Raw genomic sequence first — 12,820 nt, 5'->3', positions numbered from 1 at the left:
GAAGGTGCACCGAGGCACAAAAGAATATATCTAAAAATTATATTCTTAATATTTTAGTTCTATGAAGCTAAAACTCTTGTTCCAGCAGAGAAGGTAACCAATTTTTTACAGTATCCCACACGATATCGAGGTTTATATCAAAGTACCCATGAGCCAACCGGTTCCTCATATTTCGCATGCTGCGCCACGGGACCTCAGGAGTCGTACGAGTATAGTCTTCGTAATTATCCATGATTTTTGTTGCAGCTTCGCCGATAATAATAAGATTTAGGATAACTGCCTGTTGAGTCTTTTTATCTTTTAAAAAATCTTGATGAGTCATATTTTCCGTAAAAGAATATGCATCACCGGCTGCCTGTTGTATGTGCTCTATGTAATCAGAAAGACGATTTTTGCTCATCATTACACCGGCTGAGCCTCAGCAAGTACGCGTTCACGGAATTTATGGGGCAAATCTTGGGGAGTGAGAACTTCTACTCGGGTTCCAAGCGCCTGCACCAAATCTGCTTCCAGATCTCCGAGATCTAGAAGAGTAGCTCCAGGCAGAGCATCCACGAGGACATCAAGATCGCTCTCCTCATGATCGGTACCATGTAGAACAGAGCCAAAAACACGGGGATTTACTGTAGGATATTTTTTCACAATCTCGCGTATAGCACGCCGATGTGTTTCAAAAGCTAACGAAGGCCGCATAGCGCTACTCCTTTCTTAAGATACAAGTCTTATAGTAAATACTCACAAACTTGCTCTCAATATTCCCCACACAATAAACACGCTACACATACCGGGCGATATACAGTTCGCCCTCCCCCGTGATGGTGGCGGAGGTGACATCCCCAGCGTGCAGTACCGACTCGGTGCCGCGCAGCGTTATGTTCTGCTCGCCCGCAGAAATCGTGACCGAACCGTCCACCACCAGCGCGGCAGAGGTGCCTTCAAAGGTGTATTCAACCGATTCGTCAGCGAGCACCCGTATATGCTGCACGCTCATGCGTTCATCCCACATGGCGTATTGTTCCACGCCCGAGCTGTTCGCCGTCGGGCGCTGTAGTACCGGCGCATCCTGATGCTCGCCGAGCACCTTAATAAGTTCTTCCGCATCAATATGCTTTGGGGTAAGACCTGCGCGCAGCACATTATCCGAGGGATTCATGAGCTCAATCGCCGTGCCAGAGACATATGCATGCACCTGACCATCCGGGGTAAAAGCAGAGTCCCCCGGCGCAAGGTTCATCAGGTTCATCACAAACGCGACGAGTAGCCCCTTATCACCCGGATACTTCTGCGCCACCAGGTTCACCAGGTCGGCGGCATCCGACACCGTTGCAGAGACACCATCCTGTGTCATCAGCTTTTGCGCCGCAGTTACCAAACCCGCTATGGCGCGGTCAGCAGCATCTTGCGGAAGACGAATAATCTCGGTCAGCAATTGTTTTGGGCTCAGCTGTACACGAGAACTCAGCCAATCGGCGCCAAAAGCTTCAGCTAGCTCCCGCAGCTCACCTTGCGGACGCACGCCCGTCAGTACCTTCATGGGGGTTAAGGCAATTACGTTCTCAGGTTTAGAGTACCGGTCTTTATAGTTACGATGCGGCGCATCAGCCGGAATCCCGCGCGCCTGTTCATCCTCGAACCCGGCGACGGCCTGCTGCGGTGTAGGGTGAACCTGAATCGACAGCGGAGCATCAATAGCCAAAATCTTAAACAGGAACGGGAACCAGTCGCTCGCACGGTCAGGGCGCAAAAAACGGTCCGGATGCGCCGCCACCAGCTCGTTCAACGGCGACACAGACCCATCGACCGTGGCTTCAGACGGAGCCGCAGGATGCGCCCCCACCCAAACCTCAGCCTCCGGCTTTTCCGTGGGTACGGGCACACCGCGCATGCGACCCAGAACTTCGTGCGAACCCCACGCATAATTCTGAATCTTATTCTTCAACGGAAAAATTTCGCCCATGTCGCCTTGGCCTTTCTAGGAACTTTTACACGCAACATCACCAAAACTACGGCATACGTGATATAAAACCCATAAAATTCAGGGAATTCTCTGGATACTCCCACCAATTATAGAGGTACATTTCGAAGATATACCCGCTAAAATAAACGAGTGACTACTATTAACCTCAAAGACTCATTTAAGGCGTACGACGTTCGCGGTATCGTCGGCGAAACTATTACCCACGAAACTGTGCGTGCAACCGGCGCCGCTTTTGTTGATGTGCTCGGTCTGGCTGGTCAGACCGTTTTGGTGGGCGGTGACATGCGCCCCTCCTCCCCCGAATTCATGGATGCATTCGCTGAAGGTGCCACCGCACGCGGCGCAAACGTCCAAAAAATCGGTCTCATTTCAACCGACGTACTCTACTTTGCATGCGGTATTGAGAATGCGGCAGGCGTTACTTTCACTGCAAGCCACAACCCCGCCGAATACAATGGCATGAAAATGGCTAAGGCCGGGGCGGTGCCTGTATCCTCCGAAACCGGTCTTTTCGATATTTGTGATCTTGCTCAGAAGTACCTTGACGAAGGCTCTATTCCTACCGTTGAGAATCCCGGCGTCGTCACCGAAAAGGACGTTCTCAAAGCCTACGCCGAGTACTTGCGTAAGCTCGTGGACCTCTCCAATATTCGTCCCCTCAAGGTTGTTGTGGATGCGGGTAACGGCATGGGCGGTAAGACCACACCCGCCGTCTTGGGGGATGCTCTTCTGCCTGCGCTTCCGCTTGAGATTGTGCCCCTTTACTTTGAGCTTGACGGAACTTTCCCGAACCACCCGGCTAACCCGCTTGAACCCGCTAACCTTGTCGATCTGCAGAAGGCGGTTGTTGAGCACGGTGCAGACATCGGTCTTGCCTTTGACGGCGATGCCGACCGTTGCTTCGTGATTGATGAGAAGGGTAACGCGGTCACCCCTTCCGCCATTACCGCGCTCGTGGCAGAGCGTGAAATCGCGCGCGCTAAGGCGGAAGGCAATGAGCAGCCGGTTATTATCTATAACCTCATCACGTCCAAGGCTGTACCCGAGCTCGTCGAAAAGCTCGGTGGACGCGCCGTGAAAACCCGTGTGGGTCACTCCTTCATCAAGGCAGTCATGGCTGAAGAATCCGGTATTTTCGGCGGTGAGCACTCTGCGCACTACTATTTCAAGGACTTCTTCAACGCAGACACCGGTATGCTCGCCGCGATGCACGTGCTCGCGGCTCTCGGCGGCGGTAACCAGGCGCTCTCCGAGATCAGCGCCAGCTACTCCCCCTATGTCGCATCTGGCGAGATCAACTCCGAGATTGAGGACAAGGCAGCCGCTGTGGACCGTGTACGCGCGCACTACGCTGGCGCGCCTGTCAAGGTCGAAGACTCCGACGGTACCACCTTCACCAATACCGAAGAAGGCTGGTGGGCGAATCTGCGGCCTTCCAATACTGAGCCGTTCCTGCGTCTGAACCTTGAAGCACCGGATATCCCCACGATGGAGCGCGTGCGCGACGAGATTCTGGCTCTGGTGCGCCAGTAGTTCTTTGAGCTCACATTATTTTGGGCGGATGCCGATTATTATCGGTATCCGCCCTTCTTCTAAGCATTATTGGTGCTGGGTTATACGATCGCCTTACAGCCCTGGCACGAGCGCATTTGAGCCCGCTTTGCCCCGGTAGGCGTGCCGAGCGTGAACGCCAGCGCGAGGGCTTTGTAGTTTTAACAGGGGTATACCCACTGATATTTAGGTATAATGTTAGATAGCGGGCACCCCTAAACCGCGAAGCTAGGGGAACCCGCTGAGACGTTACATCGGCTTAGCCGATGGCGTCGATTAGGTCAGCAATCGCTTTGACGAGTTGCGCGAGGGCTTTGATAATTCGCGCAGCCGCCAAAGCGATTTTGCTTTTACCTTTTTTCGGCATTCCGTCTCACCCCCTTTCGGAACTACGACCCTCCACGGCTGATTAGGTCAGAAGTGTTCCGTGGGGTGTAGCCGCGACGGGGGCTTCTTTAGTTTACCTTTGGACATTTAGAAATACTTAAATAAAAATATTGGGGGCTCAACGCCCCCAATATTTTTTGTCTCTCCTCTTGAATATGGGATATTCGGTGCAGCGTCAGACGGGTCTCCCGAACGGCTTCAGGGTGTTCTCCAAGAGCCTTCTTCAGGATGCAGATGCGCACCAGAAGAGGGCCGAGGCGCCCCTGACGCCGAGAGACGGACTTGCACAGAGACTTCCTGAAGAAGGCGACTATTAGCTCACCCAGCCGCCTCTAAATACTCCAGCACGGGCTACGCTGAAGTAGCCTTTATGAGCGCAGCATCCACTGGTCCGGTCCAAAGATCTCGTAATTGATATTCTGCGCCGGTACACCTGCATCCACGAGAGCGGAACGCACGCCCTTCATGAACGGCAGCGGACCGCACAGGTATACGTTCGCCTCCGCAGGTATGCCCAGCTTTGCGATGTCCACACGGCCACGGTAATCGCCAGTTTCTTCGTCTTCTATGAACGAGATGAGCTTGCCGTGAGGAAGTTTTTCGATCAGCTCGGTCATTTCCTCACGCAGCGGCCATGTATCAAGGCGACGGTCAGCGTGAACCACGGTTACCTGACGTTGAGAACCGGACTCAATCAGCTCATTGAGGAAGCTAATCATAGGGGTTACGCCGATACCCGCTGAGAAAAGGTAGAGGGGCGCATCTGCAGAACCGAAGCCTTCCAGGGTGAGGTCACCATAAGGGTTGGAAATCTCGACGACATCGCCAATCTTGAGCCCGTGAATGATCGAAGTCATTTCGCCGTTCGGATCGAGCTTCACGCCGATACGACGCTGGTTTTTATCGGACGGAAGCAGGGTGTATTGGCGGGGCTGGCGCAGACCATCACGTGCCTTCGTAATAATGGAAATGTACTGGCCTGCTTTCGCCTCAGTCATGGGGGTGTTATCGGCAGGTTCAAAGGTCAGCACGACCACGTTATCGCCGGTTTCTTGGCGATCAACAACTTTGAAGGGCGCGTGGGTAACATTATTTGCCTGGGATGCATAGAGTCCCTTTTCGATCTTGATCAGGGCGTTCGCCATGAGCCAGTACACTTCGCTCCAGGCGCCCACGACCTCTTCAGTTGCTGCTTCGCCCAGGTCTGCGGCAATCGCCTCAAAAAGATACTTGTAGACGGTCGGGTATTCATTCTCTTGAAGCCCTAAGGATGCGTGCTTATGCGCCACGCGGGAAAGCACCTCGTCAGGGTAGGAATCGGGGTGCTCCATAATGTAGGAAGCGAAGACCGCGATGGACCCAGCAAGCGCCTTCGGTTGGGTGCCTTCGAGCTGAGACGACCGAGAGAAGAGCCCGTCCATCAGGTCTGGACGGGCGGCGAACATACGCTCGTAGAAGTCTGGTGTAATGTGCCTGATACGCTCTGCGACAATCGGCAGGGTTGCCTCGATAACCGGGCGTGATTTTTCGGAAAGCATGAGGGATGTGCGCCTTTCTTTCTTAGATTTTAGTGATATTTTGTTTATAAACCTTTTTAGGTTATCACCTTTTATTGTTCGCTAAGATGGTGTTTTCTTGCGGCGTGAAATATTTAGAATGCCTTTGTATCAGATAGTGTGTTTTGTACAGTAGTGTTTATGTGATTATTTTCACCGTGATATACCGTGATGTGAATAAAAATAATTTTGTGCCCTCACGCTAGGTTTCACGCAGAGTGAACAGCAGTGTTGTTCTACAACGTATAAACTGGCATACCAGTTACCTGCCCCTCTTACGGAGGCGGACTCAGGTCACATACCTGCCTTCTTAAACGGACACCGGGCACATACGGTCAATGTATATTCTTACGGTGCCAACCCTTGACAGAGGCAAGCTATCAAAAGAGAAAACTCCACGCTTTCACGGTTTATCCGCTACTTTCTCTCGCATAGTGCATCTACTCTCTGAGCAACAAACATTTGTCACCCTGAGACTTTGGTCTTTAATGCGATGCTACGGCGGGCCGGGGAGGTACGGGCGGCAGCTCTCGTTCCGTAGGCTCGTGCACGAGCGGCCCCAACCCCAGCTCCACAAAAACGGGTCCAGCAGGCCGCGCTCCAGCGGGAAGTTCAGAGATAACAACGTCATCAACAGAAGCGTAGAAAGCTTCACGGGCGCGGGCTAAAACCGTTCGCAGACGACAAAAACTATCTAGGGGGCAGTTGCCGTTTTCGTCTTCGCATTCGATCATAGGAATATCGCCCTCGGTACTACGAAGTACCTGCCCCACGGTCGCTTTGCGCCCCGTCTCCGATAGCAGGACGCCGCCGGATCGCCCACGGGTAGATTCAAGCAGCCCTTGATTGACGAGGAACGCCACAGATTTTGCGACGTGATTATAAGGGGTTCCGACTCCCTCCGAGATCTTCTGGGTCGAGAGTTTTTCCCCTTCCTGCAAGGAAGAAAGAAGCATCATAATACGTAGTGATACGTCTGAAAAAGCCGTCAGGCGCATGCTTCGTATCTCCTTTCAACAGTTTATTGAGGGCTAATAATATAGGGTTTGTCCGTTCTACCGGAAAATTCTAGTCTTCGCACCACCCGCACGAAAATTAGGTATGGCTTTACTGCACACAAAATGCGGAGTCTGTATAGCAATATTTTAAGGCATTGGTGGATATTTACACCTTTTCTGCATAAACTGTGCACCATCCCACACACCCGAGTATGCCATATCATGCTGTACGCGCTGCACACCCGATCGGTGGGATGTATTTTGCAACAATGTAAGAGCAGGCTTTCACAAACGGTGGGGTGGGATACGCATTGTCAGCGCATCCCACCCCACCATGGTGTCATATTGCCGAATGTTCCTTAGTCTTCAAGAGACTTTGCCAAGGCGTCACGCTCAGCTTTGACCTCTGCGGGGAGCTTATCGCCGAACTTCGCTAACCATTCGTCAATGCCGGGCAACTCGGCCACCCACTCGTCCTTTGAAACGGCGAGTGCTGCGTTAAGTTCTTCATCGCTGATGCTCAGACCGGTTAGGTCGAGATCTTCCTTCGTGGGTACGGTGCCCAGGAAAGTCTGCGTGCCGCCGCCCTTGCCGTCGAGGCGGTCGAAGATCCACTTGACCACGCGGGAGTTTTCACCAAAGCCGGGCCATGCGAAGCCACCGTCGGGGGTGCGGCGGAACCAGTTCACGTAGTAGACCTTCGGCATGTTCTCGGCACCGTGCTTCTTACCCAGGTCGATCCAGTGCTGGAAGTAGTCGCCCGCGTTGTACCCGATGAAGGGAAGCATTGCCATGGGATCGCGGCGAACCACGCCGACGGCGCCCTTTGCAGCTGCTGTGGTCTCAGAGGAGAGGGTGACCGCGCGGAAGACACCTTGTTCCCAGCTATCGGATTCGGAGACCAACGGCACGGTGGTCTTGCGGCGACCACCTAATACGATGGCACTCAGCGGCACGCCCTCGGGGTCGTAGTACTCGGGGGCGAGCATATCCACCTGGGATGCGGGGGTGCAGAAACGCGAGTTGGGGTGCGCTGCGGGACGCCCCGATTCAGGAGTCCAGTCCTTGCCGGTCCAGTCGGTCAGGTGCGCGGGTGCCTCGTCGGTCTTACCTTCCCACCATACGGAGCCGTCATCGGTGAGCGCCACGTTGGTAAAGATAGTATTGCCCTTAGAGATTGCCTTCATGGCGTTGGGATTAGTGGAGTAACCGGTGCCGGGCGCCACGCCGAAAAGACCCGCCTCGGGGTTAACGACGCGAGCCTGGTGATTCTCGTCAAATTCGATCCACGCGATATCGTCGCCGACCATTTCGGCTTTCCAGCCGTCGATGGTGGGGTCCATCATCGCGAAGTTGGTTTTACCGCAGGCAGAGGGGAACGCAGCGGAGATGTAGCGGGTAACGCCCTCAGGGTTGGTGACCTTGAGGATGAGCATGTGCTCAGCCATCCAGCCCTCATCATGACCGATAACCGAGGCGATACGCAGTGCATAGCATTTCTTGCCCAGCAGCGCGTTGCCGCCATAGCCCGACCCGAAGGACCAGATTTCGCGGGTCTCGGGGAACTGCACAATGTACTTCTCGGGGTTGCAGGGCCAGGGCACATCTGCCTGCCCGAGCTCAAGCGGGGCGCCTACGGAATGAAGCGCCTTCACGAAGAAGCCCTGGGTCTCGTCCAGTTTCGCGAGCACATCCTTGCCGATAGTTGCCATAATGCGCATTGAGCACACCACATAGGCGGAGTCGGTAATTTCGACCGCCATCTTGGGGTTCTTTGCTTTCAAAGAGCCCATGACGAAAGGAATGATGTACATGGTGCGCCCGCGCATCGAACCTTTGAAAAGACCGGTGAGCGTCTGCTTCATCTCCACGGGGTCACGCCAGTTGTTGGTAGGACCAGCGCCTTCTTCGGTCTGTGAGCAGATAAAGGTGCGCTCTTCCACACGTGCCACGTCGTCGGGGTCAGAGAACGCTGCATACGAGTTGGGGAACTCATGATCGCTTAGCCGTACGAAGGTACCTGCATCGACCAGTTCTTGGGCGAGTCGGTTGTACTCCTCTTCGGAACCATCAACCCAGTAGATACGGTCGGGCTCGGTGAGTGCTGCAACATCGCGCACCCAGGCTAAGAGCTCGGGGTGGGTTGTGGGAGCGTTCTGCAGGCTCTTTTCAAGTTCTGCAGAAAGAGTACCGGTTGAGATGTCAGTCATTGACCTATTTCCCCTTTGAGTCTTGAGAATTGCCGGGCACCTCACTGGCACGGCAGGCAGTGTGTTGTGAGGATGTTTTAAACTAACGAGGGCGTGTAGCTTCCTTAAAATACACGCCCGTGGAATTTTCCACATCCTCGTGTTCATCTAGAATAGCGCATTTAGCTGATGAGTCGAGTATTTTATATTTGACCCACTGCAGCGCTCTTGTCCTTAAGTTGGTTTGCCTGTGGATGCGGCGCAGCTTCACCGAATAATCCCGAGCGTTCCCACGAATTCCAAAATTTTTTGAAAAATTTTCCCACCCCGCAAAAACATTGAAATTACGCGGTTTTTATGCCATTTTTAGGAACTTTGCGAGTAATAGTTGAGGGTTTTTGTTAGAACTAACACTCTTTTTCGACTTGCGCGCTATCAAGGGTGCCCGTATAGTATTGTTTGTTGCTGCGACGGGTAGTTATAAGCCCGGTCGCGAGGAGCATGCGCCTGTAGCTCAACGGATAGAGCGTCTGACTACGGATCAGAAGGTTGGGGGTTCGAATCCCTTCAGGCGTACGAACGAAGCCTTTCCTGTCAAGGAAGGGCTTTTTTGCTGTCTATCAAAGCCTGCAGACGTGGCAGTTTGAAAGTCCTCGGCGAGTAATCGCCGGGGATTTCGCCGTTTCTATACCCTAAAACAACTATTGAATAGCGTATAATTGACGAGTATAGAGAACCACGATCCGATCCTTCTGAGTCACAACATGCAGGCATTCACATCTACAAACAGCTTCACCTCAGGCACTATACCCATGCCTTCAGAAGCGGTGACTATCGGGGGTCTCAACGCAAAACCAGCCTATGAAATTTCGGCTATCCATACGATCAGTGCAACCAGACGCATCGCGTAAATACTTGGCCTGCCCCTCAGTTTCCGGTGTGCCACCAGCTCTAACACCGCTTTTATCTGCTAGGGGATTAAAAACACCGTCATCCCAAGACAGGCTTCAAAAATACCGGTAATCTGGATACACCCCAATTTTCCAGGGAAAGTATTTCAACAGCGAAGGAGCGTCAACATCATGGTTCAGCTCACGATACCGCAATCCCTAGTGGGTTCCCTCATAGATATTGCTCAGCTAAAAGATATTACATACTATCCGGCAAATCACCGATGCGCCCACTGGGCAGTCTATAGCGAAGATCAGACCGAGCTTCTGTGTCCTTGTGCACCCGCCGAATCTGCATCCGTCGAGAAGCTGTTCAGCGCCGCATCCGAGATACTGTATAAGAATTTTCGACACCGTATTGAAAACGCCGACGATATTGTTTCTTTCTCAACTCAAGAGCACGAAGATGTTAGTGCAGCTCAGGCCGACGAGGTCGTCACCGGTTCTCTGCCGCTGGTTCCCGAAACCACGATTAGCGCCGCGGTGGATGCTCCCGCCGACATGATGGAGGAACCTGCGAGTGATGATAGCGCAGATACGACCCAGACTGGCCCTATACCCGTTCCTAAGGTGCCCACTCCCCTAGAGCAGGCCCAGCCGGTACCTTCCCATGAACAGCCGCAAGTTCCCACGCCCGGCATCGCCCGCATGCCTTCTCCCGCGATGTTCAAGAAGAAGAGCACGCTCACCTATACTCCTCCGCGCATTGAAGAATACCTGCAACAGCTGCGCACGAACCAAGCAGCACAGTCCTCAGCGGAAAATACAACCCCACAACCCGAGACGGCTTCTTCACAAACACCAAAGCCAGCGGGTTCACAGACTTCAGCATCCGGTGCGCAGCCTCCCGCACAGGTATACGGACACACACGGAAGACCGCGCTGCCTTCTTTGAATGATCCCATCACCAAGGCCGAACGCACCGCCAACTATCGTGTAGATCCGGGACGGTTGGACACCTTCAAAAAAGACAATATCGATCTGGTGACTATCCGCGAAGTTATCACACTGGGCCGCGCCGAACGTATTAACGGTTGGATTATTCGGTTCCGCCACAACGATTACCGAGTCGATGTCAATACCGCGTCTATGACCGTTATCACCGCCCTTGACGAGTTTGATGATTTTGATGGACGAAGCGGCACAGAATACAGCCCCGAAGCCGCTCGCGAGCTTCTTGGCGTCCCCGATATCACCGCCTGCGATTTCACCTCCGGCGCGCAGAATTATCTTAAAACCCACGGCGGCGAAGCCTTCGATGCGATGGTCTCCGCCATCAGCTCCCCCGAAAAGGTAAGGGTAAACCTCGATTGGACACGCGAATATCACGGGAGTGGCATACAGGTTACGATATCGCCCGATAACCGCATCGTCATGAGTATTCGACAATCCGCCACAGATACCGACGCTAACGGTGCTGAAGATACCCCTGAAAATTCTCTAGAATCAAACGCCACGGTCTCATAGGGGTTAGGAGGAAAGCACCTTATGAACAAGAAAATAGACATTCCCGTCGAGCTTTATGCCCGTCTGCAGGAGCTCTCCCACCTAGCGCGATACGAATACACCGAACAGGAGGGCACCTGGACTATACAGAATCCCGAGGGTGAAAGCCTGCTGGATGCACGGCGCAAAATCTCCCCGGAGGCTGCGGAGCTTTACTTCACCATCATGCCGCTTCTTGCCTCAGAATTTATTGCCCAAAACGAGGCGCTGGTAACCGCCTATCGCAACGCACCCAAGCCTGCGGCGGTCAAGCCCACAATTAAACCCTCAGGTCAGCAACTTATTCCCCTGCTTGAGGTTCCGCACGAGAACCAACGCATCGCCGAACAGATTGAGAATGATTTCTATGGCGATGTTCCGCCGGGCGACCGCATCTACCCGGTACTGCCGGGTGTCATCGATCATATGATGCGCAACAACCTGGGGTACGCGCTCGTCCTTGAGCTCATTACGGCCCCAGACAGCGAACGCCGCGACGAATCCGCCCAGGAAAACCGTTTCGGACGTGAGGTTCAGCATTATTCAAACCGGCGCCTCGGGTACACCGCCGTTCTGAACGCGAATACCTCCGAGGTTATCTCGGTACATCCTTTTGATGGCTCTACGCTCAGCGCCCCCAGCGGACACTATGAGCTCACCCCTGATGCCGAGAAACAGCTGAGCGCCCTGGGACTCACAGCAGAACTTGTGGAGCGCATCCTCGAAGAGGCGAATGATCGCCGACCGATTCCGGGCACGAGCCGTACCGTATACTCCCTGCACGGCTATTCGGTAGAGTTCTCAAACACCAACCATAAGATTGTCAGCGTGCGCAAGGGTGTGGTGAAAACACGCAACCCCTTCGAATCGCAGCCCAGGATGCGCGGCACCAAGTCGCAGCGCGGCGTTAAGATTCCCCACGATATCCACGCTTTTAAGAATCTTCTGGAAAGTCACGGTTTTACGATTACGATGGGTGGCAAGCACTACGATATTCGTCACGAAAAATTGGCGCCGGGTATGAAAGCTACCACATCTGTGACCCCCTCCGACAGCCAACGTTGGCATCTGAATTCGGCCCGTCAGATCCGCGAGATTTTTGGTGTGGATCTGCGATACGCCAATCCCAAAGATACCTGTCGCGGTATCGTGCATGCCCTGGAAACAGAGGAAGATTTCGAGGAATAACCTCCAGAACAAGGGTACTCCCAATCACCATTTTCGACTCGTTCACTAGGGTGCACGGGTCACGGATACGCTGTGCACGGCACCACTGCATCATAGGGTTAACCTTGGTACTCTTCTCGCGGGTACACCTCTGTCATACCCCCGTCGCAAAGTTTTACGGGGTAAGCTCTGAGTTTACAATAGAGGTGCATCTACACAATGTGAGGAGGAAACGCGCGTGAGCGTGAAGATCAATGTAACCGGAGAAGACGGTGACAGCCGAGAGATCGAATGGGAGGATCACCAGACTCTATTAGAAGCTGTACAGGCGAACGGGTTCCCCGTACTCGCAACATGCGGTGGCAACGCATCTTGTGCCACGTGCCATACCTTTATTGATCCAGAACACTACGCGGCTTCAGGTGATCGTACCGATGCTGAGGAGGATCTCCTCGACATGGTAGACGACGTAGCTAACGAATACTCGCGCCTCTGCTGCCAGGTGGAATACGCACCCGGCATGGATGGCGCCTCTATACAATTGCAGGCGGCGATGTAA

At 53.6% G+C, this 12,820-nt stretch carries 10 protein-coding genes and 1 tRNA gene; 5 read left to right on the top strand and 6 right to left on the bottom strand.

Features of this window, described 5'->3' with window-relative positions; translation table 11 throughout:
• Positions 1-67: 67 nt before the first annotated feature.
• The 3 genes from HMPREF2609_RS10010 to manA all read right to left on the bottom strand — a co-directional run bounded on the left by HMPREF2609_RS10010 (position 68) and on the right by manA (position 1,957).
• Entirely contained in the window at positions 68-403 is a 336-nt protein-coding gene (locus tag HMPREF2609_RS10010) for a HepT-like ribonuclease domain-containing protein (protein WP_210391470.1), read from the bottom strand.
• Positions 403-693 carry a nucleotidyltransferase family protein gene (locus HMPREF2609_RS10005; protein WP_013398471.1) on the bottom strand — a complete coding sequence of 97 codons (291 nt, stop codon included), beginning with the start codon at positions 691-693 and terminating at the stop codon, positions 403-405. The genes HMPREF2609_RS10010 and HMPREF2609_RS10005 overlap by 1 nt, the downstream gene beginning before the upstream one ends.
• 82 nt (positions 694-775) lie before the next feature.
• A complete protein-coding gene (gene manA, locus HMPREF2609_RS10000; protein ID WP_070536707.1) occupies positions 776-1,957 on the bottom strand; it encodes a mannose-6-phosphate isomerase, class I in 1,182 nt (393 codons plus the stop codon).
• A 150-nt stretch (positions 1,958-2,107) separates the two neighbouring features.
• On the opposite strand from manA, the gene HMPREF2609_RS09995 reads away from it, so the two are divergent.
• On the top strand, positions 2,108-3,511 hold the full coding sequence (locus HMPREF2609_RS09995) for a phosphomannomutase/phosphoglucomutase (RefSeq protein WP_070536705.1): 1,404 nt from the start codon (positions 2,108-2,110) through the stop codon (positions 3,509-3,511).
• A 773-nt stretch (positions 3,512-4,284) separates the two neighbouring features.
• Here HMPREF2609_RS09995 and HMPREF2609_RS09990 read toward each other — a convergent pair.
• The 3 genes from HMPREF2609_RS09990 to HMPREF2609_RS09980 all read right to left on the bottom strand — a co-directional run bounded on the left by HMPREF2609_RS09990 (position 4,285) and on the right by HMPREF2609_RS09980 (position 8,680).
• Positions 4,285-5,454 (bottom strand): FAD-binding oxidoreductase, encoded by a 1,170-nt coding sequence (locus HMPREF2609_RS09990; RefSeq protein ID WP_070536703.1) that lies wholly within the window; start codon positions 5,452-5,454, stop codon positions 4,285-4,287.
• A 503-nt stretch (positions 5,455-5,957) separates the two neighbouring features.
• Positions 5,958-6,470 carry an RrF2 family transcriptional regulator gene (locus tag HMPREF2609_RS09985; RefSeq protein WP_048753342.1) on the bottom strand — a complete coding sequence of 171 codons (513 nt, stop codon included), beginning with the start codon at positions 6,468-6,470 and terminating at the stop codon, positions 5,958-5,960.
• Positions 6,471-6,829: 359 nt separating this feature from the next.
• Complete coding sequence (locus HMPREF2609_RS09980) at positions 6,830-8,680, bottom strand: phosphoenolpyruvate carboxykinase (GTP) (RefSeq protein WP_048753345.1); 1,851 nt, start codon at positions 8,678-8,680, stop codon at positions 6,830-6,832.
• A gap of 482 nt (positions 8,681-9,162) precedes the next feature.
• Between HMPREF2609_RS09980 and HMPREF2609_RS09975 the strand changes: the two genes are divergently transcribed.
• The 4 genes from HMPREF2609_RS09975 to HMPREF2609_RS09960 all read left to right on the top strand — a co-directional run bounded on the left by HMPREF2609_RS09975 (position 9,163) and on the right by HMPREF2609_RS09960 (position 12,820).
• A tRNA-Arg gene (locus HMPREF2609_RS09975) sits at positions 9,163-9,235 on the top strand.
• 506 nt (positions 9,236-9,741) lie between these two features.
• Complete coding sequence (locus HMPREF2609_RS09970; protein WP_070536700.1) at positions 9,742-11,076, top strand: hypothetical protein; 1,335 nt, start codon at positions 9,742-9,744, stop codon at positions 11,074-11,076.
• A 21-nt stretch (positions 11,077-11,097) separates the two neighbouring features.
• Entirely contained in the window at positions 11,098-12,282 is a 1,185-nt protein-coding gene (locus tag HMPREF2609_RS09965; protein ID WP_070536698.1) for a cell wall biosynthesis glycosyltransferase, read from the top strand.
• A gap of 217 nt (positions 12,283-12,499) precedes the next feature.
• Positions 12,500-12,820, top strand: a complete 321-nt coding sequence (locus HMPREF2609_RS09960; RefSeq protein WP_004006570.1) for a 2Fe-2S iron-sulfur cluster-binding protein — start codon at positions 12,500-12,502, stop codon at positions 12,818-12,820.

The organism is Rothia sp. HMSC058E10, assembly GCF_001809415.1.
GTDB classification, from domain to species: Bacteria; Actinomycetota; Actinomycetes; order Actinomycetales; family Micrococcaceae; genus Rothia; species Rothia dentocariosa.
The sequence above is the reverse complement of the archived record's forward strand: the minus strand, read 5'-3'. Positions and strand labels throughout refer to the sequence as shown.

What these genes read in the sequence shown, in the direction of transcription:
- HMPREF2609_RS10010 (WP_210391470.1), bottom strand. Translation starts at nt 403, where the DNA reads ATGATGAGCAAAAATCGTCTTTCTGATTACATAGAGCACATACAACAG.
- HMPREF2609_RS10005 (WP_013398471.1), bottom strand. Translation starts at nt 693, where the DNA reads ATGCGGCCTTCGTTAGCTTTTGAAACACATCGGCGTGCTATACGCGAG.
- manA (WP_070536707.1), bottom strand. Translation starts at nt 1,957, where the DNA reads ATGGGCGAAATTTTTCCGTTGAAGAATAAGATTCAGAATTATGCGTGG.
- HMPREF2609_RS09990 (WP_070536703.1), bottom strand. Translation starts at nt 5,454, where the DNA reads ATGCTTTCCGAAAAATCACGCCCGGTTATCGAGGCAACCCTGCCGATT.
- HMPREF2609_RS09985 (WP_048753342.1), bottom strand. Translation starts at nt 6,470, where the DNA reads ATGCGCCTGACGGCTTTTTCAGACGTATCACTACGTATTATGATGCTT.
- HMPREF2609_RS09980 (WP_048753345.1), bottom strand. Translation starts at nt 8,680, where the DNA reads ATGACTGACATCTCAACCGGTACTCTTTCTGCAGAACTTGAAAAGAGC.
- HMPREF2609_RS09970 (WP_070536700.1), top strand. Translation starts at nt 9,742, where the DNA reads ATGGTTCAGCTCACGATACCGCAATCCCTAGTGGGTTCCCTCATAGAT.
- HMPREF2609_RS09965 (WP_070536698.1), top strand. Translation starts at nt 11,098, where the DNA reads ATGAACAAGAAAATAGACATTCCCGTCGAGCTTTATGCCCGTCTGCAG.